24 protein-coding genes are annotated in these 24,461 nt (G+C 36.0%); 9 read left to right on the forward strand and 15 right to left on the reverse strand.

The features are described 5' to 3' along the window. Positions 1-9 precede the first annotated feature (9 nt). A complete protein-coding gene (locus ABN763_RS08405; RefSeq protein ID WP_410485010.1) occupies positions 10-384 on the forward strand; it encodes a VOC family protein in 375 nt (124 codons plus the stop codon). Here the strand turns inward: ABN763_RS08405 and ABN763_RS08410 are convergent. The 5 genes from ABN763_RS08410 to lysA form a co-directional block, all read right to left on the reverse strand. After that, positions 362-1,192, reverse strand: coding sequence for a M23 family metallopeptidase (locus ABN763_RS08410; RefSeq protein WP_410485011.1), 831 nt, complete (start codon positions 1,190-1,192; stop codon positions 362-364). The two genes, ABN763_RS08405 and ABN763_RS08410, sit on opposite strands and share 23 nt — an antisense overlap. Before the next feature lie 49 nt (positions 1,193-1,241). Beyond that, positions 1,242-2,573 (reverse strand): hypothetical protein, encoded by a 1,332-nt coding sequence (locus ABN763_RS08415; RefSeq protein WP_410485012.1) that lies wholly within the window; start codon positions 2,571-2,573, stop codon positions 1,242-1,244. Between the two features lie 70 nt (positions 2,574-2,643). Continuing rightward, positions 2,644-3,159, reverse strand: a complete 516-nt coding sequence (locus ABN763_RS08420) for an SRPBCC family protein (protein ID WP_410485013.1) — start codon at positions 3,157-3,159, stop codon at positions 2,644-2,646. Then, positions 3,140-4,306: a serine hydrolase gene (locus tag ABN763_RS08425; protein ID WP_410485014.1), complete on the reverse strand. Its 1,167-nt coding sequence runs from the start codon at positions 4,304-4,306 to the stop codon at positions 3,140-3,142. The genes ABN763_RS08420 and ABN763_RS08425 overlap by 20 nt, the downstream gene beginning before the upstream one ends. 82 nt (positions 4,307-4,388) lie before the next feature. Then, positions 4,389-5,627 carry a diaminopimelate decarboxylase gene (lysA, locus tag ABN763_RS08430; RefSeq protein WP_410485015.1) on the reverse strand — a complete coding sequence of 413 codons (1,239 nt, stop codon included), beginning with the start codon at positions 5,625-5,627 and terminating at the stop codon, positions 4,389-4,391. Positions 5,628-5,767: 140 nt separating this feature from the next. Between lysA and ABN763_RS08435 the strand changes: the two genes are divergently transcribed. The 4 genes from ABN763_RS08435 (at position 5,768) to ABN763_RS08450 (ending at position 8,865) form a co-directional block, all read left to right on the forward strand. After that, on the forward strand, positions 5,768-6,412 hold the full coding sequence (locus ABN763_RS08435; protein ID WP_410485016.1) for an LON peptidase substrate-binding domain-containing protein: 645 nt from the start codon (positions 5,768-5,770) through the stop codon (positions 6,410-6,412). A gap of 95 nt (positions 6,413-6,507) precedes the next feature. Beyond that, positions 6,508-7,704: an ADP-forming succinate--CoA ligase subunit beta gene (gene sucC, locus ABN763_RS08440; protein WP_410485017.1), complete on the forward strand. Its 1,197-nt coding sequence runs from the start codon at positions 6,508-6,510 to the stop codon at positions 7,702-7,704. Between the two features lie 181 nt (positions 7,705-7,885). Next, entirely contained in the window at positions 7,886-8,236 is a 351-nt protein-coding gene (locus ABN763_RS08445; protein WP_410485018.1) for a hypothetical protein, read from the forward strand. Between the two features lie 194 nt (positions 8,237-8,430). Beyond that, positions 8,431-8,865, forward strand: coding sequence for an Hsp20/alpha crystallin family protein (locus ABN763_RS08450; protein ID WP_410485019.1), 435 nt, complete (start codon positions 8,431-8,433; stop codon positions 8,863-8,865). A 92-nt stretch (positions 8,866-8,957) separates the two neighbouring features. Here the strand turns inward: ABN763_RS08450 and uvrB are convergent, their stop codons facing one another. The 4 genes from uvrB to ABN763_RS08470 all read right to left on the reverse strand — a co-directional run bounded on the left by uvrB (position 8,958) and on the right by ABN763_RS08470 (position 14,873). Further along, positions 8,958-10,961 (reverse strand): excinuclease ABC subunit UvrB, encoded by a 2,004-nt coding sequence (uvrB, locus tag ABN763_RS08455; RefSeq protein ID WP_410485020.1) that lies wholly within the window; start codon positions 10,959-10,961, stop codon positions 8,958-8,960. Positions 10,962-11,037: 76 nt separating this feature from the next. Then, positions 11,038-13,047 (reverse strand): T9SS type B sorting domain-containing protein, encoded by a 2,010-nt coding sequence (locus tag ABN763_RS08460; protein WP_410485021.1) that lies wholly within the window; start codon positions 13,045-13,047, stop codon positions 11,038-11,040. Between the two features lie 68 nt (positions 13,048-13,115). After that, a complete protein-coding gene (locus ABN763_RS08465) occupies positions 13,116-13,949 on the reverse strand; it encodes an ABC transporter permease (RefSeq protein ID WP_410485022.1) in 834 nt (277 codons plus the stop codon). 15 nt (positions 13,950-13,964) lie between these two features. Beyond that, entirely contained in the window at positions 13,965-14,873 is a 909-nt protein-coding gene (locus ABN763_RS08470) for an ABC transporter ATP-binding protein (RefSeq protein WP_410485023.1), read from the reverse strand. A 178-nt stretch (positions 14,874-15,051) separates the two neighbouring features. Here ABN763_RS08470 and ABN763_RS08475 point away from each other — a divergent pair, with 178 nt between their 5' ends. Then, a complete protein-coding gene (locus ABN763_RS08475; protein WP_410485024.1) occupies positions 15,052-16,122 on the forward strand; it encodes a hypothetical protein in 1,071 nt (356 codons plus the stop codon). A gap of 126 nt (positions 16,123-16,248) precedes the next feature. Here ABN763_RS08475 and mnmA read toward each other — a convergent pair whose 3' ends face one another. Together mnmA and ABN763_RS08485 are read right to left on the reverse strand one after the other, a co-directional pair. Further along, complete coding sequence (gene mnmA / locus ABN763_RS08480; protein WP_410485025.1) at positions 16,249-17,436, reverse strand: tRNA 2-thiouridine(34) synthase MnmA; 1,188 nt, start codon at positions 17,434-17,436, stop codon at positions 16,249-16,251. Between the two features lie 63 nt (positions 17,437-17,499). After that, positions 17,500-18,195 carry a toxin-antitoxin system YwqK family antitoxin gene (locus ABN763_RS08485; RefSeq protein WP_410485026.1) on the reverse strand — a complete coding sequence of 232 codons (696 nt, stop codon included), beginning with the start codon at positions 18,193-18,195 and terminating at the stop codon, positions 17,500-17,502. 247 nt (positions 18,196-18,442) lie between these two features. On the opposite strand from ABN763_RS08485, the gene ABN763_RS08490 reads away from it, so the two are divergent. Both ABN763_RS08490 and ABN763_RS08495 read left to right on the forward strand, forming a co-directional pair. Further along, entirely contained in the window at positions 18,443-19,486 is a 1,044-nt protein-coding gene (locus tag ABN763_RS08490; RefSeq protein ID WP_410485027.1) for a fasciclin domain-containing protein, read from the forward strand. A 151-nt stretch (positions 19,487-19,637) separates the two neighbouring features. Continuing rightward, positions 19,638-20,753: a fasciclin domain-containing protein gene (locus tag ABN763_RS08495; protein WP_410485028.1), complete on the forward strand. Its 1,116-nt coding sequence runs from the start codon at positions 19,638-19,640 to the stop codon at positions 20,751-20,753. A 54-nt stretch (positions 20,754-20,807) separates the two neighbouring features. On the opposite strand, the gene ABN763_RS08500 is transcribed toward ABN763_RS08495, so the two are convergent. The 3 genes from ABN763_RS08500 to ABN763_RS08510 all read right to left on the reverse strand — a co-directional run bounded on the left by ABN763_RS08500 (position 20,808) and on the right by ABN763_RS08510 (position 22,820). Beyond that, positions 20,808-21,404 carry a hypothetical protein gene (locus ABN763_RS08500; protein WP_410485029.1) on the reverse strand — a complete coding sequence of 199 codons (597 nt, stop codon included), beginning with the start codon at positions 21,402-21,404 and terminating at the stop codon, positions 20,808-20,810. 85 nt (positions 21,405-21,489) lie between these two features. Next, complete coding sequence (locus ABN763_RS08505) at positions 21,490-22,266, reverse strand: anti-sigma factor domain-containing protein (protein WP_410485030.1); 777 nt, start codon at positions 22,264-22,266, stop codon at positions 21,490-21,492. Next, the gene (locus tag ABN763_RS08510) at positions 22,263-22,820 is read right to left on the reverse strand and encodes an RNA polymerase sigma factor (RefSeq protein WP_410485031.1); all 558 of its coding nucleotides are present in this window, start codon (positions 22,818-22,820) and stop codon (positions 22,263-22,265) included. The genes ABN763_RS08505 and ABN763_RS08510 overlap by 4 nt, the downstream gene beginning before the upstream one ends. A gap of 202 nt (positions 22,821-23,022) precedes the next feature. Between ABN763_RS08510 and ABN763_RS08515 the strand changes: the two genes are divergently transcribed. Next, the gene (locus tag ABN763_RS08515) at positions 23,023-23,541 is read left to right on the forward strand and encodes a fasciclin domain-containing protein (RefSeq protein WP_410485032.1); all 519 of its coding nucleotides are present in this window, start codon (positions 23,023-23,025) and stop codon (positions 23,539-23,541) included. Positions 23,542-23,601: 60 nt separating this feature from the next. On the opposite strand, the gene ABN763_RS08520 is transcribed toward ABN763_RS08515, so the two are convergent. Then, positions 23,602-24,402 carry a DUF6503 family protein gene (locus ABN763_RS08520; RefSeq protein ID WP_410485033.1) on the reverse strand — a complete coding sequence of 267 codons (801 nt, stop codon included), beginning with the start codon at positions 24,400-24,402 and terminating at the stop codon, positions 23,602-23,604. Between the last annotated feature and the right edge of the window lie 59 nt (positions 24,403-24,461).

Raw genomic sequence — 24,461 nt, forward strand, 5'->3', positions numbered from 1 at the left:
TTTATAAATATGAAAGGTTATATCAAAGAGATTCACCCTGTACTCCCCGTGAAGAATGTTTTCGAATCATTATTGTATTACACAGATAAATTAGGATTTAATGTGGCTTTTGCCGATGAAGAAAAGAGTCCAACTTACGCGGGTATTACTAAAGACGGTATTGAAATTCACCTACAATGGCATGATGCAAGCGAATGGGAAGCTGGAATTGACCGACCGATGCTACGATTTGTCGTTCAAAATATTGAAGCATTGTATGAGGAATATAAACTAAAAGGGGTTTTTCACAATCACACTTCGTTATCAGAAAAACCATGGGGCACCAAAGAGTTTGCTTTTTACGACCCTGACATGAACGGACTTACTTTTTATTGTGATCTTTAGTAGGTCTTGCTCTTCTGTAATATTTGCCTTTTCTAAGTTTCTTTTTACCCAACCCTTTAAAATAAATAGGCACGGATATACTGCCTGGTTTCATAACCACAAAATGCAAATGGGGACCTGTAGTAAAACCTGTGAGCCCTGATATCCCGATCGGTTGATCTACTTTAATAGTATCACCTACCTTCACTAATGCACCATTGTAATCTAAATGAACGTAGTCTCCCATAGTACCATCATTGTGCATAATTACAATTCTATTTCCTTTATCTACGTATTCACGTCCGCCATATTCTTTTGAATCCTCTTTGACCCGCACAACGACCCCACCTCGGGCAGCGGTAACGGTGTCGCCTACTTTCAAATTAAAATCAATCGCATACTTAGAGTGCTTTTCATAATGAGAAAAACTCCCATTAAAACTTTGAATTATTTTATAGCGTTTTCCAGTAGGAAATGGAAAATGATATCGATAAGAATCATCGTGCTCATCGCCAAGATTTCCTAAATAACCCTTTCCATTAGCGTAGTCAGCCAAACGCATGCTTGCAGTGTCCTTAACTAGACTCAACGGAACAACCGCTGCATCAAACAAAGTGTCGTTTGCTGGAACAACGATTTCTCCTGCCAATCTTAGCTTTCCTTTATAAGCATCTTTTAATGAATATACATAGGTTACATTGCAAGGATAGTTACTCTTTAAGCTTAGGTAAACCGAATCATTTTCATACTTTTTCAATAAACTAACGCTTTGCGCATTCATTGATGAAGCAAATAGAATCCCAATAAAACAGCAAATTAAGTTTTTCAAATTCCTCTTATTAGATAATAGTTGATTGATAACCTGTTCTTAAATCCAATTAGTTTTCCTTATAATACCAAAAAGGAATTCTGGCTATACGTCTATTTACGGTATCACGACGCCAAATACGCTTGCGATTGATATCTACATAGTGCTTTCCTTCTTTTAGTCCTTTTAAGTTCAGAAAAGTCTCAAACCCCAATTCATCTTTCCTGCTTTGCGCCAGAATAAAATCACTTTGATATGCTAGCGTATCAATTTTAACGCTTACAATCTCATTAAAAGTTCGCAAGTATTCCAATTGAATACTATCACGTTTGTAAGATGAAAAATTGTTATTATTTCCGGATTGCATGTCAAAGCTTAAACCCCGCTTATCCTCTTCGGGTTCAATACCTTGATTAAAATCAAAAACAGCATCTTCAATTGCGTCATCATATACTACAAAAACCTGTAAATAAGGAGCCGAAACTATTTTAGAGGGAATAGCTGCCCGATTAATAAAAACATCTTTCTTGTCTGCAATAAGATCTTCATAATTTCGGTTATTGGCGTATATAGAATTAGAGCGATCAGTGATTCTAAAATAATTCGAGTTTTTGAAATATAAAGAACTGCCTAGGAAAATTAAGATATATAGCGGCACCAAAATCAAACTCAAGCGTTTACCAAATTTGTGATCTAAAAAATTATAGACAAGTGCGCGATATAAAAATGATAGCGTGATAAAACTAAATACCCAATAAATAGGAAAGTATATTTTAGATATCCACTGTTTTTTCTTCAGCCACCCTTGAGTAATAAAATCGAAAAAAGTGAGAAACATGCCAAAGACTATAAAAAGCATTAATGGAATACCTAAAACCATCGATACATATTGAGGTAAGTCATCGTTACCAATAATGTAGTTGGCTACCAAAAAGATAGAAAGGATTATAAGAGTAACCGAAAAAATATAGAAAATAAGAAGGAAGGAAATTGCGAAAATAACGCTGCAATAATTTTCGAGTGTCCCTATGTACCGATCAAAAGATCCAATTTTTTTCTGAAGGTACTTGGTGAATTTAGGTGAATAATTCAATGCATCATAATCTATATCCCCAGATACATATCGCAACCCCAGCGCTCCTATCCATAAACCTCTTAAAATAACGTGTAATAATAAATTGAACAACAAGATATAACAGGAAATAAGCACTATGGTTAATGTGATATATCCTGCTGGATTCTCAACATTTAGTGCCTCAGTTCGAGCGATACTTATTGGATCTAAAGCTGTAAATAGTCCAAAAATGGCAAAACCGGAAATAATAAGTTCTAGTTGCCAGCTTTCTTCTTGTAGTTTTTCGAGTAATTTTTTAAAAGAAGTCTTAGTATAGTCGGTACTCATATAGGATTGTTATATAATAAAGATTAGGCTTACTAATATTCGTAACACCAAATTAAATATAACAACAACTTTACATATTCACGAATTCATAACCAGCTAAAGGCTCGTTTCGAAGATCAAATTCAGTTTCATTTAGTAATACTCCGTATTCTAAAAATGCTTTTAAATTCGCAAGCCAAAAGGTCCAACCGTTACTACAGCCATAATGAATATCGAGTTTATTTTTATCATCTGTGGGTATGTTTGACTGAACAAGTTCTAACAGAATTGCATGCCCTTTTTGATGCATCATGACCTCTACTCTACAATCACCAGCAAAACTCAATGCAATAGTATCTTTTCCATTTGCAGCAAGTACTTTTCCTTTTTCCGCAATATCCCAATTATGCCACATCCAAGTGTATGTATCTCCAGCTTGAATACCTTCGCCGGGCACTCTTTTTGCACCTTCTGGAGAAATATATTCGGCATTACGAAGAAACCAAGAAGCTATCCCATCCGCAGTGCCCCAACACCAATATAACTTTTCAATAGATGTTTTTATATAGATCTTTTTAGTAAAGGAATCAAAGCTCAGTGTTTTCATTTTTTTTTCTATTTAGTTCATAATCATAAACCTGTCGACCTAATTCAGCCAAGAAGGGAATTCCCACTTCGTCATATTCGTAGGTATCATCATTAAAAATCCCATTTTCATTCACATGAACAGTTGCTGTTAAAATAAATGCAATCTTATTTTCATAATCTGTTATATAAGCACAGTCCGTTAGATATCCATAAGCATAGCCTACCTTATTATAAATTGAGATATTATTGGGAATAGGATCTTTTTTGTCACCAAACATGAAAAACTTTACATAGCTATCATAATAGGTTTTGGGATCATAATTTTTAAACTTTACATCTTTTGGTAGCGTTGACATAGCGACTATTAAAAACTCCCTGTCAATTTTACTAATATCAAAACGTTGTTTTTCTTGAAAACGACCTGGAACAACCAATTGTTTCATTGTGTTGTGCATTGCAGTAATTGAATATTGATTTTTCTTCGAAAAATCCATAGGGTTCGTAACCATTTTTCCATCTTCTTTGTACCCTTTACCTTTCAATGTGTTTTCCACATTTAATGCTATTATTTCAGCGTTTTTGATGCTTTCTTGTCGATGTACCAAACTGTCACCCATAAAAAATAGTATCGGTTTTGTTTCAGCTTCTGCTGCATTAGCAACTGATAACCGATGCGAAAATTGAGAGGGAACAAGCCCCTTTTCATTCATCTTATAATTGATATAATCTCTTCCTAAAAATTCATATAATCGATTGTATGCACTATTGTCACTTACCGCAAAGATTTCGATAATGTCTTTGGAGATCGTATGCTTTATAGTATCACCCTCAAAAGAATAAGGAGTATTTCTATCAACGTTGATATTATTTTGTTGCATTTCCTTTAACTTCTCTAAAGCTAAAAAAGCTACAGGCATCTTAACAGTGCTCGCAGGATAGAAGTACTGGTTATCATTCACTTTAAAACTATGGTCTATAAAATACGGCTTCCCCATACTATCGCGATCTATTTGGGAATACATAATTTGTACTTCATGCTTAGCTGCATTTTTCATTACCTTTTTAATGAGGGGCTTGTCGCTATTTAGTACTTTTTGAAGTGGTGTTTGATCTTGGCTACAGGAAATAAAAAATAGAAAAATCAATACGAAAGTGAGCCGGTTCATGAATTAGTTGTTTTTCTAAAGATAAAAAAAAGCACCTAGTCTTTTAAACCAAGTGCTTTGAACAATCAATATGTATTAAATACTACTTTACCAACATTTCCTTTTTTTCGGAAAGCGAAATCTCAACATCTACTTGGTTATGGAGTAAATCATTAAAAGTCTCTCGTTTGCGAATTAAATGTGCTTTGTTGTTATGCCATAATACTTCAGCTGGACGATACCGTGAATTATAATTCGATGCCATAGTCATACAGTAAGCTCCTGCATTTTTAAAGCATAAAATATCGCCCTCAGATATTTCGTTAATGCGACGATTGTTGGCAAATGTATCGGTCTCACAGATATATCCTACAACTGAATAAAAGCGCTCTCTTCCCTTAGGGTTCGATATGTTTTCTATCTGGTGTTGCGAACCATATAACATAGGTCTAATAAGATGATTAAATCCTGAATCAACCTGGGCAAAAACAGTCGAGGTAGTTTGCTTCACTACATTTACTTTCGCCAAAAAAACGCCGGCTTCACTTACCAAGAATTTTCCTGGTTCAAAAGCTAAGGTTAATTCTTTGCCATATTCAACGCAAAATTCGTTAAATCGAGTAGATAGCTTATCACCCAACTCTTCGATATTAGTTTCAATATCGCCAGGTTTATAGGGCACTTTAAATCCGCTACCAAAATCAATAAATTCTAAGTCTTTAAAATTCTTAGCCGTTTCAAAGAGTATTTCCGAAGCATATAAAAACACATCAATATCAAGAATATCACTACCTGTGTGCATATGAATACCATTGATATTCATTCCAGTATTCTCGACAATGCGCAGTAAATGTGGAATTTGATGAATACTGATTCCGAATTTCGAATCGATATGCCCTACCGAAATATTGGTATTACCACCAGCCATAACGTGCGGATTAATACGAATACATACCGGTACATCAGGGTGCCTTGTACCAAACTGTTCTAATATTGAAAGATTGTCAATATTAATCTGTGCACCTAAAGAAGTTACTTCTTCTATTTCTTGTAAAGAAACACCATTTGGTGTGAATATGATTCGCTCGGCTGAAAAACCTGCAGCTAAACCTAGTTTTACTTCTTGAATAGAAACAGTATCTAACCCGGCACCTAGCTTATTCATTAATTTTAATATTGAAATATTGCTTAGTGCCTTGCAAGCATAATTTAATCTAAGGTCAGCCACCCCACTAAATGCACTGCTTAGTCGATTGTATTGATTTACTATTGTTTCAGAATCATACACATATAACGGACTCCCGAATTCTTCCGCCACGTTTAAAAGATCACTTCTATTCATTTCTAAATTTTTAATAAAACTAGAAATCATGTCATTGCAACACAAATTTCAAGTTCGTTTTATATAAATTTACAACAAAATGTTATATTTATAACAATCAAATATCAATGATAAAATTGTACTTTTAAAAATAAAAAGAAATGGCCGAAGTTATACCTCTATTTCCTTTGCAATTAGTAGCCTACCCGGAAGAACGTATCCCGCTACATATCTTTGAGGACCGTTATCAGCAGTTGATACAAGATTGTGAAGAAGAAAATATTACTTTTGGAATTCCGGCTGTAGTAGATGATGAAATAAAGTACGGTACAGAAATCACGCTAGATTCTGTTATTAATAGGTACGAAAATGGTTCTTCAGACATCATTTGTAAAGCCGGCAGGGTGTTTAAAGTAAAAGAGTTTTACAACCCTCTGGGTACTAAATTATATGCAGGTGGTATGGTCGATTGGCTTGATAACGCTGACGATGGTACCACTGAACAACGTGAACTTCTATTTCAACGTATTTGTGAATTATACCGTTTGATCAACACTGAAATTCCTGAAGGTCAAACTGCAGTCATCAACAGCTATCAATATGCACATAAGATTGGCATGAGTATTAAACAAGAGCATGACTTACTTGGTGTCACTAGTGAATACGAGCGCCTTGAATTTATGATCAATCATATTAACCAAATTATACCGGTACTTGATGAAGTCAATCGTACCAAGTCAATCATTCAAATGAACGGACATTTTAGAAATTATGATCCACTTGATTTTAAGGATTTCAACCTCTAAAAGCTTTATCATAAAGTTGAGCCGTAATTAATAGAAAATCTATAAATGGTTTCCTATTTTTGCAAGCATTATACGAATAATAGTATTCAACCAAGATGAATTTACACGAATATCAAGGAAAAGAAATATTAAGCAGTTTCGGTGTTCGCATACAACGCGGTATCGTAGCTCAGAATAAAAAAGAAGCAGTTGCTGCTGCCAAACAATTAACCGCAGAAACCGGAACAGGATGGCATGTAATTAAAGCACAAGTGCACGCTGGCGGCCGAGGTAAAGGTGGTGGTGTTAAACTAGCAAAAAACCTTGAGCAAGTTGAAGAATTATCTGGACAGATCATTGGTATGAATTTGATTACCCCACAAACTTCTGCCGAGGGGAAAAAAGTACATCAGGTACTTGTTGCTGAAGATGTGTATTACCCAACTGAAGGTGGTGAGACCAAAGAATTTTATATGTCAGTACTACTAAATCGTGCATCAGGAAAAAACATGATCATGTACAGTACAGAAGGTGGGATGGACATTGAAGAGGTTGCTGAAAAAACACCTCATTTAATTTTTACTGAGGAGATTGATCCTGCCGTGGGCTTAATGCCATTTCAGGCAAGACGTGTTGCTTTTAATTTAGGGCTTAGCGGTGCGGCATTTAAAGATATGACCAAATTCGTATCAGCGCTTTATAAGGCATATGTTAGTTCTGACGCTTCGCTTTTCGAAATAAATCCTGTATTAAAAACTACTGATGACAAGATCATGGCAGTTGATGCAAAGGTTACAATAGATGATAATGCCTTGTACAGACATAGGGATTATGTTGATATGAGAGATTTACGTGAAGAAAACCCGATCGAAGTAGAAGCCAAAGAAGTTGGATTAAATTATGTTGACCTTGATGGTAATGTTGGATGCATGGTAAATGGTGCTGGACTTGCAATGGCAACCATGGATTTGATAAAACAAGCAGGTGGTGAGCCAGCAAATTTCTTAGATGTTGGTGGTACCGCTGATGCGAAACGCGTTGAAGAAGCATTCAGAATTATCCTGAAAGATCCGAATGTAAAAGCCATTCTTATCAATATCTTTGGTGGTATTGTACGTTGTGATCGTGTAGCGCAAGGTGTAGTAGATGCATATAAGAATATGGGAGATGCCATTAAAGTTCCTATTATAGTGCGCTTGCAAGGAACTAATGCTGATATCGCCAAGGAATTAATAGATAATTCAGGCTTAGATGTACAATCGGCCGTACAGTTTCAAGAAGCTGCTGATAAAGTACAAGCAGTTATCGGATAGAGAATAGAACACATACTTACAATATAAAAGAAAGCTCGACCTATCGGTTGAGCTTTTTCATTTTAGGTGCTTGCGTTAACAAATTACTAATCAAAGTTAAACGTACGTTAAATGCAACATATTCTTGTAACATCATTTGTTTTAAGGCGTCTTTATAGCATCAATCATTAAATAGAACATTATGAAAAAAATCAATGTTTTCTTATTAGCAACCGTTTTTGCTATAGGAAGCGCTTTCGCAAGCGAAACCAAAACAGAACCAAAAACCATTAACAATGCGGCAATCTCTGCCGAAATGAGTAAGCTTTTAAAAACTCCGGACTTCAATGTCAAGCAAGATGTGAGAGCATTAGTAAAGTTTACACTTAATGATGAAAATGAAATTGTAGTATTATCTATTGATTCAAAAGACCAACAAGTGGTAAGCTATATTAAAGCGAGCTTAAACTATAAAAAACTTACCACTAAGGTTAATAAAGATGAACTGCCTGAATTTAAGCTACCGGTTACTATTAAAAGAAGTATAGAATAAATATTCAAACCTTTGAGCCCAAGAATCTGTTGCTAAAATGATGGTAACAGGTTCTTGTATTTTTTAAAAAATGTCATTTTGACATGTGTTTAATAAGAAAATATGACAAAGTGACGCTAAAATACTAATGGAATAGCTTTTGACTATATCTCAGTGAATTTGAAAATAGATATTCACCAAAAAAATAAAATACGATGAGTTTAGTTAAAAGAAAAAATGATATTTGGTTTCCTTCTCTTTTAGAAGACGTTTTTGGAAATGATTTTATGGGTGGTGTTACCCTTAAGCCTTTTAAAAATAGTAGTCCGGCTGTTAACATTAAAGAAGATAACACCGCATTTATATTAGAAGTTGCGGCACCTGGTCTAAAAAAGGAAGATTTTAACATTGACTTAGACAACGATGTATTGACGATTGCATCTAATACTAAAGAAGAAACCAAAAACGTACATGATGGTTATACGAGATTTGAGTTCAACTATAGCGAATTCAAACGTTCATTTACCATTCCTGAAACGGTGAATGTAGAGAGCATTAATGCGGGTTATGAAGATGGCATTTTAAAAATTACGCTTCCCAAAAAAGAAGAAGCGACTGTACCAAGCAAACGAGCAATAGAAATTGCTTAAGTAGGTATAGAAAGACACTCCAGTGTTTGCTAGGATGCTGGAAGTTTGGTTAGTTAGTTTGAAAGCGTCCCGCCTATGCGGGACGCTTTTTTTTATGCTAACTCCTTCAATTTATCTTGAGCGACCTTGATCTCATCTCTTAATTTCGCTGCTTGCATGAAGTCTAGATCCTTGGCAGCCTTTTCCATCGCTTTTCGCTTTTCGCGAATTTTCTTTTCTAATTGTGGTTTTGTTAAGTATTCGCTTTCAGGTTCTGCGGCTACCTGCGGCATCTCCTCATCAAAACGATAGGGACTAAACCCTTTACCAGCCAATGCACTATCAATACTTTTCTTCAGCGCTTTCGGCACAATATTGTGCTTGGCATTATATGCTATTTGCTTCTCACGGCGATAGGTGGTTTCATCTATTGTTTTTTTCATGCTTCCGGTAATCGTATCAGCATACATAATAGCCTTACCATTCAAATTTCGAGCCGCACGACCTACCGTTTGTGTTAACGATCGGTTGCTACGTAAAAATCCTTCTTTGTCAGCATCTAAAATAGCCACCAATGATACCTCAGGTAAATCCAAACCTTCACGAAGTAAGTTCACCCCAATCAATACATCAAAAATACCTTTACGCAAATCCTGCATAATTTCAACACGCTCCAACGTATCCACATCACTATGAATATACCGGCATCGAATTTGAATTCGTGTTAAATATTTCGCCAATTCCTCCGCCATTCGCTTGGTGAGTGTTGTGACCAATGTTCGTTCGTCTTTTTCAACCCGTTGTTGAATTTCCTCAATCAAATCATCAATCTGATTTAAGCTAGGGCGTACCTCAATTTCGGGATCTAGCAATCCAGTAGGACGAATGACCTGTTCAACATACAGACCTTCCGTCTTTTGCATTTCATAATCAGCCGGGGTTGCACTTACGTAAATTACCTGATTTTGTAATGTTTCAAACTCATCAAATTTTAACGGACGATTATCCATCGCTGCAGGAAGTCTAAAGCCATATTCAACTAGATTTTCTTTTCGACTTCTATCGCCTCCATACATGGCATGCACTTGTGAAATGGTAACATGGCTTTCATCAACCACCATCAAATAATCATCTGGAAAGTAATCCAACAAACAGAAAGGTCTGGTACCCGCAGCTCTGCCATCCAAATAACGAGAGTAATTTTCGATTCCAGAACAATATCCGAGTTCGCGAATCATCTCCAAATCGAAATTCGTCCGCTCTTCAAGCCGCTTCGCCTCAAGATGTTTACCTATATCTTTAAAGTAATCAATCTGCTTCACCAGATCATCCTGAATTTGATAAATTGCATTTTGCAGTACATCCTGCGAGGTAACAAACATATTTGCAGGATAGATATTCAAGCGATCATACTTTTCTATAACAGCATTGTTATTTGGGTCAAAAGCCTCAATTTCTTCAATTTCATCACCAAAAAAGTGTACTCTAAATGCGATGTCAGCATAACTCGGAAAGATATCTACTGTGTCACCTTTAATTCTAAAATTACCTCTTTTAAATTCCGCTTCTGTTCTAGAATACAAACTCTGAACTAGTTGATGCAGCAACTTGGTTCTAGAAATCACCTGATCGCGTTTAATCTTGACCACATTTTTCTGAAACTCAATCGGGTTTCCAATACCATACAAACAAGAAACTGATGCTACTACCAAAACGTCTCTCCTACCTGACAATAACGAAGAGGTAGTGCTTAAGCGAAGCTTTTCAATATCTTCATTAATAGAAAGATCTTTTTCGATATAGGTTCCTGTGACCGGAATATAAGCCTCAGGCTGGTAGTAATCGTAATATGATACAAAATATTCGACCGCATTATTAGGAAAAAACTGCTTAAACTCAGAATATAATTGAGCGGCCAAAGTTTTATTATGCGCTAAAACCAAAGTAGGTCGTTGCACCTGTTGCACGACATTAGCAACCGTAAATGTTTTACCTGAACCGGTTACACCCAATAGTGTTTGATAGCGTTCTCCTGATGTAATCCCGTTTGCCAATTGGCTTATTGCTTCGGGCTGATCTCCAGTAGGGTCAAATTCTGACTCAAGTTTGAATTGCATACTGCAAAATTAAGAAAACGAAAGTCGCAAATGGTAAATCTAAAAAAGGAATTGTGTCAGTAGTTTGTAATTTAAATTAACGCTTTAATGCAAAGTGACCTTTGAAGCTTCTACCGTCCTCAAGTTCTACGGTAAACCAATAATCAGTTGAGGGGTATGGTTTACCATCAACCAAACCATCCCAACCTGGACTGTCGGTCCTTATTTGTTTAATGAACTTACCATAACGGTCGAAGATATATATTTTGGTATCTGTCGGGATGGAATTATCTATACCCTTAATTTGCCAAGTATCATGAAAACCATCGGCATTGGGAGTGAAATATCTAGGATAACCTATTACTGCTACTTCGTATTCTGTGATTCCGCACCCATTTTTATCACGAATATAAATGGTTCTGAATCCTGGTCGTACGTCATCAAAAAAGTTGCTATCTTGATAGGTTCCTTCCGGATTATCAAGCACATATTCGTAATCACCCTCACCATCGACAAAAACTTCAAGTGTATTCTTGTCCATAATATCATTAACGTCCACACTTGTTACCGTTGCAATATTTGAGGCGATCACTTCAAAATCCATATCATCCTCACATCTAGGGCCAAACGGACTATTTTGAAAAACGGTAAGGTTGTACATTCCTGCTTCAGTAATTGCTATTTGAGAATCTGTCTCAATTACAGCATTATCCCCTACCCGTCTCCATTCGTACCCATCAAAACCGAATGGCGCATTAATGCGTAATGGTTCTGGAAGGTTATTCAAACACAAAATAAATTCTGAAGGCATTACAATTACTGGCAATGGAATTACTAGCAAGGTAAGCTCAGTAATTTGGGCGTTACAACCTTGGGCGCCTCCGTCAACACGAACGTATAAAAAGTCTGGAGGCGATGTAAGGTCACCCGTAATAGGATTCTGATTATTCTGTGCAGCGGTTAATGTCCTGTGAAATGTTATCGTCACATCCGGTGAAAGACCTATTTCAACAGGAATTTGATTTCGCTTTCTTTCAAGGTCAAAAACACCCACATCATTTCTATCAACTCCATCAGTATCATCACAAACCGCAAGTGGCGGAATACTATTTAATACCGGAGTGGTAGCGCTGTCAAAATCGCAACCTACACGTAAGCGAAGCCTTACAACCTCATCACAACCCGCTGCGTTACTAACGCGAACATAGATTTCTTGAGGGTTGGCAATATTATCATAAGCCGTGGGATTCGTAATTTCATCGGTTATCGAATTATTTCTGGCATCATCAATATTTTCAAAAAACTGTAACGTTAGACCCGGTGTTGTATTGGTTATTTGATTATAGGCCGAAGTTAGATCGAAGGTGTTAATACCATTCGCATTGGTATCAGGTAGCGTAAGAACACTAACATTATTTGCATTTACTCCAGTCTCCACAACCAGGTTAAAGGGCCCTGTAGTAAATACTAAAGGGTCCGTAATATCTTGCGCTCTAAACCAAATCTGTTGTGGGTTTGTAGTGTTTGTTACGTTTTCCGGATCAACTATCAAATTTGTAGCATCAATAGCGTCCTGCTCAGTTAAGTAATAAAAAACAACCAAATTCGGATCCCCCTGAGTGATCTCAGCATCTTTTTCGGTAAGGTCAAATACAGCGATTCCATCGGCATTATTTTGCCCTTCACATTCAACAAGGTCTGTCACCCCCGCAGTTACACTACCTGTACCGGTATTAAAAAATTGAAATTTACAAGCAGGTGTTGCCGGTCCGTCCAAATTATAAGGCACTATTTGAACAAAAATGATCGTATTTGCCGGTAAATCAGCCGGTGGATCGAAAAATAATTGATTGCCTACATCTAGGTTATTAGCAATATTTCCTGCTGTCGGTGTTACAGTACTTACTGTAATTCTGTACCCCGTAGCATCTTGTTCTTCTTCCCAACTAATGTTAGAATCGATCGCAACACTTTGGGCGCCATTTAATGGTGAAACTAGATTAACACATTCCGGCGGAACAAAAACACCGCTAAACGCCTGATTTTGTTCTACATAGAGAAATAAAAATACTACTAGTAAAAATTTGGTAATTCGATTGGTAGTCATAATTAGGTTAACAATAGAAAACGTAATGGGTTAAGGTCTTCTAGAATAACTTAAAAAATGACAAAATATTATAAATCTCTTCGTTTTAATAAGGCATAGGACCAGTAGATGAACAAGGTACTCCAAACTAATACGATTAGAATTTCGTACCAGTGTACCGCATAATCAAATTTTAGGTCTTCACCTATTTGTTGTCCAAGATTTTGGACAGCTGATAATCTACTAAAAGGCTCGTTGATTAAATTTGACATAGACTCGAGCGGAAACAAATTCTTAATCTGTTTAGCTGTGTCCCAGGATACTACTTTCCAACCCAATAGTCCAAAAATCAACTGCTCGATGATGATCCATAGAATTAAAAAGCCTAAAGCGAATGCAGATCGTTTTACCAAAATACCTAAGAACAAACAAAATGAAAAGAAGCCAACTAGTTTGATGAAAAAGGCTAGTATAAATTCAAGATCCGAGAAAATTATTCCTATCTCATTATAATCTGAATAGCCCAAACCTAAAAGCATTGAAACAACAAAAATAAACGCAGTTGAAACCGCCGAAAAGGCAAGTACTGTGAGAAACTTTGAATACACAAACTCCCATTTACTAAAGCCATCAATTAGGTTTTGCTTAATGGTCTTATTGCTGTATTCATTGGCCATCATTGAGACAATTACTACGGCTAGGAATAACTTAAAAAAAGCAGCGATAAAAGTATTAAAGTGCCAAATGTATGGGAAATTGAAAATGCCTAACTCTGCCAAATGAAACTTTATTGGCCCAATATCAAACTTAATTGCTGCCACCAAAGAGATTAATGTGAGCAATACAAAATAGGCTATAATCAATATTTTACTAGCTCTGTTATTCCAGAGCTTAATCCATTCTATTTGTAATAAACGTACCATTTTTTGATTGCTGTTTTAGTTTGATTGATTTTGAGTGATGGTTAAGAACTGCTCTTCTAAACTTTCCTTTCGTTGCACTAAATGTGACAACACGATGTTTTTTTCAAAAAGGTATTTATTAAGTTCATCAGATTTTAGTGGTTTAGTTAAAAACGCAGTAATTAACGCTCCTTCAGTTGTAACTTTGCCAAACGCGTCATGCGATTCCAGTAGTTTTACCAACTCGCCGTTAGCCGAACTTTTTAATTCAAAAAAGCCATGGCTAGCAACCATTTCATCCACTCGACCACCATATAGTTTTTCTCCCTTACGCAATATAACTACATGACTACACACCTTCTCTACCTCATCTAAGAGATGTGAGGCTAACAAAATTGTGGTGCCTTGACTTGCGATCTTTTTTATGATTTCACGAATAGAGTGAATTCCTTCGGGATCAAGTCCATTTGTTGGTTCATCTAGAATCAGAATTTCAGGATCATTTAGCAAAGCGGATGCAATTGCTAAACGCTGTTTCATACCTAAACTATAGGTTCTAAACTTACTATCCTTTCTTTCAAGTAAGCCAACTACATCTAATTTTTCTAGAATTTTTTGCTCCGGAACTCCCTTGATCTTACAAACCAATTTTAGGTTTTGAACCGCCGTCATATACGGATAAAAGTTGGGACGTTCAATAATAGCCCCTACTCTTTTTAATGCTTGATGGGTCGAGACAGTTCCATCAAACCAATGAAAGTCTCCTGATGTTTTATTAACAACATTTAGCACAATGCCTAAGGTGGTACTTTTTCCGCTTCCGTTGGGTCCTAGAATGCCGTACACATTCCCTTTTTCAATTGTAAATGAAAGGTCCTTGACCGCGGTTACGTAACCATATTTTTTGGTTAGGTTGTTTATGGTCAAAATAGTTTCTGAACTCATGTTTGGTTTGATTGATTATGTACGTATGACGACCAAAATAAAGTTTTGTTACAAGAAAAGATGCTAACTTTACTTGATAATCGAGATTTTTATACTCTACGCTCTACCTTAAACCAAAAGTTGGTTTCCAAGACGGACTTTAAGAGAGTGTCTAGAGGTTTTTCTTAAAAGCCGCTTGATGAATAATGAAAAATTAATGTCGAAGAAAAAACCTTCGTACCCGGTAAACGAAAAACTGCATTCATACTTAAATGAATATAATAGAAACATAAAAATTCCCATTTTTTATGAAGACCTACTGCGTTTTCAGGGTTCAGTTGTTGTATACGATAAAAACGAAGAAGATACTCTTTGGGTTCGTGTTTATTATTCTGAATTTGAACGGGAAGAAATTGATCTTAGTCTGAAAAAGGTCTACACTATTCTGCATTCTGATGGTACAAACGAGACTATTCCTTTTCTAAATGTAGATGCTATTGATTATTGCACTTTTGGAAACAGTAAACCATTTCGAGTAAAAATCAGAAATATTTTAAACGATAACTACACCTATTTTTATGTAAAAAAGGCAGATGCGTCTCGAATTTATGGCTTGGAGCTTGAACATATGCTTTCACCTTATAATCTAAACTTTCTTGTCTACAAGGATACACTGATAGAAGAGCATATAGCAGGAATTCCAGGCGACGTATTCATTAAAGAAGAATTACCCAACGTTACTGAAAGTGCTAAATCGCAGATAGCGAAGGAGTTTGTGAAATTTAATGAACGATGTATGATTCGCTTATTAGGCGATATGCGATCATATAACTACGTAATCGTTCCAGTACACGACTTTGACCATGTTGTTTATAGAATACGAGCAATTGACTTTGATCAACAGTGTTTTGAAGGAAAACTAAAGGTATACCGTCCTCAATTTTTTAAAGAGAATAATAAAATGGTGGAGTTAGTACAAGCAAAACTTCAAAAGCGATCGGTTGATCAATACAAGGTTGAAGAACGGTCGATTATTGCAAAGCGAATGTTGAGTGCAGAAAATCGTTTAGAAGATTTACTAACATGTATGTTAAATGATACCATATCCTTGCAAGATCATATCAAAAGACTAAAAAAAGAGATTTATGATTTGACTAATGATGTTGAATTTAAAAGAAGTACCAATATGGGTGACGTCATGGTTGCCGCATTAGATTTTGTAAAGCGGAACTACGAAAATGTCAATATGAAACGATTAATGAATGGTTGATTAATTTTATGGACGTAGTATTGAGTAGTGAGTATTCAGTATTGAGTACAGAGTATTCAATATTTAATGTTTAATATCCGCTATACTGCTTATTTTCCAACCTTGCACTTTTGACTTTCAATTAATCTAGGCAATAACACCAGAACCGATAAGCTCTTCACCTTGATACCACGCAACAAACTGTCCAGCAGTTATTGATGCCTGTGGTTCTTCAAAATCAACATAAAGCCCTCCTTCTACCCTATACAACGTTGCCTTTTGTAAAGGTTGACGATAACGTATTCTTGCTTTTACACTCATAGTTTCATCATACTGCAAAGCAAAATCTTCTCGAACCCAATGAAGTTCAGATTCATCAACAAACAAGGTGCGGCGATATAATCCCGGATGGGCCTTACCTTGCCCCGTGTAAATTACATTTTCATCAACATCGGTATCAATTACAAATAAAGGTTCCGCAGTACCGCCGACTGCTAAGCCTTTACGCTGGCCGATCGTAAAATAATGGGCTCCTTGATGCTTACCAACTATCTTACCTTGATCAATGTTGTAATCTATTTTATTCGAGAAAAACTTCAATTCTTCTTCCTTAGATGAAAAAAGCGGAATTGATTTATTGTAACTATCTATAGTCTCTGGTATCTCAACAATTACTCCTTCCTTTGGTTGCAATTGCTGTTGTAAAAAGTCTGGAAGTTTCACTTTGCCAATAAAACATAATCCTTGTGAATCCTTTTTACCTGCCGTGATTAGGTCTTGCTCTTTAGCAATCTCACGAACTTCAGGCTTCGTTAAATGACCTATTGGAAATAACGTTTTTGATAATTGAGCTTGCGAGAGTTGGCATAAAAAATACGATTGGTCTTTATTATCATCTTTACCTGCTAACAATCTATGCACATTCTGGCCATCGACTTCAATAGTATCTTTTTGACAATAATGACCGGTTGCAACATAATCCGCTCCCAAACTAAGTGCAATATTAAGAAAAACATCAAATTTGATTTCACGATTGCAAAGAACATCAGGGTTTGGCGTACGACCACGCTCATATTCGTTAAACATATAGTCAACAATGCGCTCTTTATATTCTTTGCTTAGATCTACTGTTTGAAAAGGAATGCCCAATTTTTCAGCAACGATCAGCGCATCGTTACTATCTTCCAACCACGGACATTCGTTTGAAAGAGTGACTGTGTCATCATGCCAATTTTTCATAAATAGGCCGATCACATCATATCCTTGTTCTTTTAAAAGATATGCGGTAACACTACTATCAACTCCACCAGAAAGGCCTACGATTACACGTTTCATTTGCAATTTTTAACTTGTCAAAAAGCTGTCGCAATTTGATTTGCAAAATTACAACAACCTAATTTAATATTGAATGGTCACCGGCTTATTCCAATTTTTATAATCAACTTCCTTTACAAGCTTGTTACCTTCATAATACTTCCAAAGACCTGCCTTTCTATCAGCTGCATATTCACCTTTAATACTTACACTTCCATCAGCCCCGTAATAGGTTGCAGGACCACGAAGCTTTCCTTTCACATAAACCACTTCATGAATAATTGCTTTGTTAGGCGCATACTTTTTAGACGGGCCATCTTTAAGCCCATTATCATATGTAAAAGACTCAGATAGTTGGCCATTATCATAATACACTTCAAAGTCTCCATTTAGAACTCCTTTTGAATAGACTTCCTTAGATAACAATGTTTTTCCATCTTTTTGATAAAACTCCCAAACCCCATCACGTTCTTTTCCTACCAAATTACCCTTGCTAATAAGTTTTCCAGATAAGGAATAGAACTTTACCTCAACAACATTGCTTTCTTTTTTAAAAAAACGAGTAGCAACTGGTTGCGCCTTACTTTTTTTGGTGTAAAACTTGAACAAGCCTACCTCTTTTCCGTGGTCAAACTGACCTTCATAACGCAATTGCTTGGTGCCATCAAAGTATTTTTTCCAAGTACCATGACGGTTGTTATTCGCATCAAATTGATTAATATCTTGACCTACAAGTAATTGGCAAAAAAAGAATATTCCTATTATTAATGATTTGATCATAATTAATCTAAAAGCTATTTATTTAACATCTAATACTTGTCAACATAACGTACATAACATGTGAGTAGTATTTCAAAAATACTGCCAAACCTTCCGTTAAAGTCTTTACTTCCTAAAAATCAGTTTTCACTGATTGTTAAAGTTTTACTAAATCCGATAAACGAAAGCAACCTTTAGCAATAATTGGCACCTATAAATTGTTTAACTAATTGTAAAATATCTTAAACAAAAAATTAAATCAAGTATTATGAAATCAATCTTCAAAAAAACCCATGTTTTATTTTTAGCAATCACCTCTTTCGTTGCATTTTCATGTAACGATGATGATGATGGAGGGCCAGCAGTCCCAACTTCAAATATTGTAGAACTGGCTATCGCTAATGATAACCTTACTCAATTAGAAGCAGCTGTCATAAAAGCCGATCTTGTAGATACCCTTAGTGGTGACGGTCCGTTTACAGTTTTTGCACCAACAGATACAGCTTTTCAAGCATTGTTAGATGTTTTAGGAAGCAACTACAACAGTATTGATGACTTTGATACTGATGGAGAAATAGCATTATTAAGAAGTATTTTATTATATCATGTTGTACCAAGTCAGGTTCTAGCGAATGATTTGGCCGCAGGTGATGTTTCAACTGCTCTTACTGACAATAGTATTGAAATCATTGCAAGTGGTGATACTTTTGTGATTGGTGATGCATCCGACACCAATGCTAATATCGCAGCAACAGATGTTTTAGCAACCAACGGAGTAGTACATGTAATCGACAAGGTATTATTGCCACAAGCTGCTTTAGACTTTGTTGCTACTTTAAAAGATATTGTAGGAATTGCGCAAGCTGACACCAACTTTAGTGTTTTAGTAGATGCTGTAATAAAAGCTGACCTAGTTACCACTTTGCAAAGTGAAGGTCCATTTACTGTTTTTGCACCACAGAATGATGCTTTCGTGGCTTTGCTGGATGCATTAGGACCAAACTATAACAGTCTTGATGATTTTGATGAGATGGCTGAAATTGATTTATTAAGAAACATTTTACTGTATCATGTTGTTCCTGCTCAAGTAAAATCAGGAGACTTAGCAGCGGGTACCGTAGCGACCGCTCTTACTGATAACAGTATTGAAGTTATAGAAAGTGGTGGTACTTTTGTAATTGGCGATGCTTCAATGACAGATGCAAGCTTAGTCGCTACTGATGTTGAAGCTACCAATGGTGTAGTACATGTAGTTAGCAAAGTTTTATTACCACAAGAAGCGGTAGACTTTGCAGCTATGCAAGGTATGTAAGACTCAACACAAGTTTTAGTTCACCTTATAAAAAGCTGATTTGCAAATAAGTAAATCAGCTTTCTTTTTGTCCTTAATCGAATAAATGGGTAGTTTCCTTGAATGGAAACAATAATTTAACATTCCATCGTTACATGGCAAACTAATAACCATGCCCAAATTTTATAAATTAACCGCAGTAGTTGCATTTATTTCTTTAGTATCTCTAGGATGTGAAGTGCAAACCTTAAACCCTGAATTACAGGAAGCTTTAGAAAACATTCAAAACGGAGATAACGATGATGAACAGAGTGATAACGACAGTGATGCTAATGGAGATTCCAGCGATGGCGGCGAATCTAATGACGGTGAAAATGACAATTCCAGCTCGGGCGATGGAAACAACGATGGATCTGGAGGAAATGATAATAATGCCACTCAGAACATTATAGAATATCTTGATGCGGATGCAAATTACTCGACTTTTCGCAGTGCAATAGACCGTATAGGTTTTTCAAATGCCTTGAACAACAGCTCGGGTAATTTCACCTTGTTTTTGCCAGATAACGATGCTTTCGATAGGTATTTTGAAACTTTAGGAGCTAATATTGGTTTAGACAATATCCCGGCAACGCTATTGTCTGCAATGGTCAATTATCATTTAAAAAGTGGGGCCACAGCAAGCGATAATTTTACTAATGGTTACATTAGTACGTTGGCTAAAGAACTTAGTAATAATCAAGATATTGACTTATATGTCCAGACCGGAAATTCAATTTTACTTAATGGAACCGTTACCATAGCAGAAGCTAATATTAATGTTACTAATGGGATTATTCATAAAACCAGCGAGGTATTAAAGCTTCCAACTGTAGCCGATTTTATTGATGCCGATCCTAATATGTCATCTTTTAAAAGTATTATTACCGAAGACGTGAGAACAGTTTTAGGCGACCTTGATACCGATTTCACCATTTTCGCCCCTACCAATAATGCTATTAATAATACCGATCTTACTGTTTTCACAAGCACACAACTGGTTAGCTTATTAAACTACCATGCAATTATAGCTAGTGGTAGTGACAAAATTTTGATTTCTGCAAGATTAATGGATGGTATGACAATAACAACCATTGAAACAGGAGAACTTACCGTAAGTAGAATGGGAGATACTATTCATATAACTGACGAAAAGACCAATACGTTTAGCTTAAGCACTCTTGACATTCAAGCGTGGAATGGTGCTATTCATTTAATTGAAGGCGTATTAATGCCAAACAGTATTTGAAACAAAAAACACCTTAAGTCTTTCTTGGTCTAAGGTGTTTTTATACAAGTATTATTATCCTCGTCTTCTCTCAAGTAACACTAACATCATTAGACTTAGCATTAAGCGATGATCATCATCAGCATCAGTTTGTTTTAAAGCAGTTACTTGAAACTTACGACCAAAAAATGAAGGCTGCTTTTTCAATCTCATTACTTTTTGGTCCTTGGTATCAGTTACAATGTAAGCAGGATTAGCTAAGTAGCCTGTGAAGAAATTAATAATCGGTATTTCACCTAAAAAACCGTCAAGTACTTTAACCCAAGCATTTTCTTCTTGAATTCGATATTGCATTTTTTCATTCTGATCAATTACCTCATAATTGGCTTTCCAAAGAGATTTCCAGCCCTTTCTAGCCACCTTCCCTAAATTAGTACCAGTTGTATCGGTAAATTTATAGGCAGTAGAAAAATCCAACCATTTATCGGCATTGATCTTATATAACTCATGCGATCGCGTATCGTTATTATAAATGGTAATCGCTTCTTTAAGTTTAAACATCTTTTGCCTTACATAAGCAATGGTATTACCATTGGCATCAGTCGCAGTAAAATCATTGGACAGTGTTGAAATTTTAAAATCGAAATTAATCGGAAACTTAAGTTCGTTCATTTAACAGCTTATTTATGTTTATGCTGCTAAATGTAGCTAAAAGAATTCTTTTACCTGATACTAGATAATTAATTGATAAAAATCTTTATAAAATGATATTTGAAACTAACTGCTCTACTGTAGCATGATCGTTACCACCAGCCGGCTCTATCGTAATGTTAATGGATGAAGCATCTGATATATATTTCATTTTAACCAACTGTTGCTCAGCCGGTACAACGCCCATATTGATCATTTCGCCATTGACATCGGCCCAAAGTTGATAATCTTTATCTTTTGGTAGTTTAGGCATTCCTTGGGAGTTAATAACTACTTCCATCGCTTCATGATTAAGATAAACCAATGCGACAGCCTGCGGCATTTTTTGGTTTCCAACTAAGCGTAAGGGTATTACTTTCGAGTTATTGACCACGTTGTAACGCTGTTCCGTTTGCTCAAGCAGATTCTGTACTTCATTCAATCGATCAGTTAACACAACAGTTTCATTCTCAACTTCTAGAAGTTGTTTTTTAGCAGATTGCCATTGCGTGAATAAATATCCAGCCAATGCAATAGCTATACAAGCAATACTAGCTGCTAATGGAAGATAATAGGATTTTTTCTGTAACGTAAGATTGTATCTTTCTTTAGATTTTTTAGCTTCTATTGACCTTAGAAGTTTTGTTTTTACTATTGAAGATGGTTCGATCGCATTTTCAACAGCTAACCGTTCAAGATCTTTTTCTAGTTGCTCAACCTTTGTTTGCAGCTCTTCATTTTCAGACAACAAGCGCTGTATCTGGCTCATTTCATCCTTAGAAAGTCCACCTAGTACATATTGCTCTAAAATCCCTTCTTCTTCCAAATTTATTTTCTTCTTCATGATCCAACCATTTCAATTAAACAAATTAACAACATTAGTTGTTTCTGGTAGGTTGCCCTCAATTTTTTTAAAGCCTGACTTACATATGATTTAAACGTACCCAGCGGAACTCCCATCTCCTGATGAGCTTCGCGATGCGTTAAACCTTTAAAGTAAACCAATTCAATGGCTTCCTGATGGTGTTGGTCTAGTTGATGTATTGAACCTTTAAGTGCTGTATAATCACTAGCCGGTTCAGTAGCAGCTTTTTCTGTATATACACCTAAATCTTCAGTTTGGATGAGCTTTTTTGAATTTCTTATTCCGTTTAAAGCAGTATTTTTTGCTATGCGATAGGCCCAGGTGTAAAATCGACCTTTTTTGGGATCGTACAAGGTAGCTTTCTCCCAAATCTTCATAAAAGTTTCTTGTAGCAACTCCTCCGCAAGTACTTCATCTTTACACACCCTAATAATCAAACCATTTAGTGCTGGCGCATAGTGGTCATATAATAATGACAATGCCTTGGTGTCTTTTTGCTGTAACTGCTTAATTAAACTAAGATCTTCTTTCATGTAAGATGGAATATCTCAAAATTAATGAATTATTATTCAAACAACACATTCGGGATAGAATGCATTGACTCATTTTTTTGTTTAATGAATTTAGTTAAAAGTTTCACAAAATAAATCTTAACTCATCTAAAGATCTCTTTTTGGTGTTTATAAAAATGAAAGCGCTTAACAATCATTTATTAAACATTAGAAAAACAAAATCATGAAAAAAATTATTGTAACATTCGCATTAATAGCATTCACAGCTGTTTTTAATCAAACACAAGCTCAAGCTAAAAAAGACATTGTTGATATTGCGGTATCAGTAGACGACTTCTCAACACTAGTTACGGCTTTAAAGGCAGCCGACCTCGTTGGTGCTTTAAAGGGTGACGGACCGTTTACCGTATTTGCACCAACCAACGATGCATTCGGAAAAATTGATAGCAACACCTTGAATTCGCTATTAGAACCAAAAAACAAATCAACTTTAGCCGGTATATTAACATATCACGTGGTGTCAGGAAAGCTAATGGCTAGCGACGTAGCCGCAGCTTTGAAGAAAGGAAAAGGCAAGGTAGAATTAACCACTTTAAGCGGTGGAAAATTAACTGCAATGTCTAAAGATGGTGGTATCTACTTAAAAGATGCTAACGGCAATTACAGCAAGATCGCAAAAACCGATGTTGCCGGTAGTAACGGAGTAATCCACATTATCGAAAGTGTAGTGATGCCTAAATAGGCTTGTTATGGTTGATTGATAAAAGCCCTGGCTGTTAACGCCAGGGTTTTTTGTATTGTTTTACTGCTCTGGTACCGTTGCTCCTTCTGGAATATTGAATATGGTAGCATCAACTACATCTTTAGAAATGTTGATATTGGTAAAAGTTCTAGTGGCAGCTGCTTCTTTTATAGCGCCATCTTCAACCTTATGCCATGTTATAGAATTTGGTAATACCAACCCCCCATGATTACCCCAATCATCATAACGTATGTAGCTAACCCTTGTGCTTGCTTCATCCTTACCAAAAGTAACCGTGTAACCTAACCATCGCATTTGCTTTGTCTCCTGATCATAATACAAATAGTAATTGTCGTTTGGCGAATCACCTACATTTGCATTGTATGATATTTTTATTCCGGGATAGGTCTTATCTTCATAGGTAATAGGATCCGTCTTTTCATAATTGATCCCATCATCAGCCAACACAAATGGCATTGCATAAAAGTAAAACATCAAATTATGGTAAAAACGAGGGTTCCCTTTATAACTCCCCACCTCTTTTTCAATTAGCCACGATTTTTCTCCGTTAAATCCAATAGTGTGGGTCGGCGTTTCGACTAAATCATTTCTACTGTTAAGATCGATAGTTTGCTTTTCATTTCCGTCTTCCTTCACAATTTCAAAGGTTATTGAATTCATGGTGTTCCATGCTTCAACACCACCGTGGGCATTAAAAATACCAGCTATATCTGCTGGGTATACTTTTGAGGGTTTTGCTTCTTGCTCAACAGAAGTTTCAACCGTTGAAGATTCTTTTTTTTCTTGTTTACAAGCAGTAAAAATCAATAGTAAAGCAACTATTAACAATAAGTTTTTCATATGGTAAAAGTTATTTGGTTTGTTAATTAAGTAATTATTAATCGTCAATAAGTCGATAT

Source organism: Spongiivirga sp. MCCC 1A20706 (genome assembly GCF_046524175.1).
Classification (GTDB): domain Bacteria; phylum Bacteroidota; class Bacteroidia; order Flavobacteriales; family Flavobacteriaceae; genus Spongiivirga.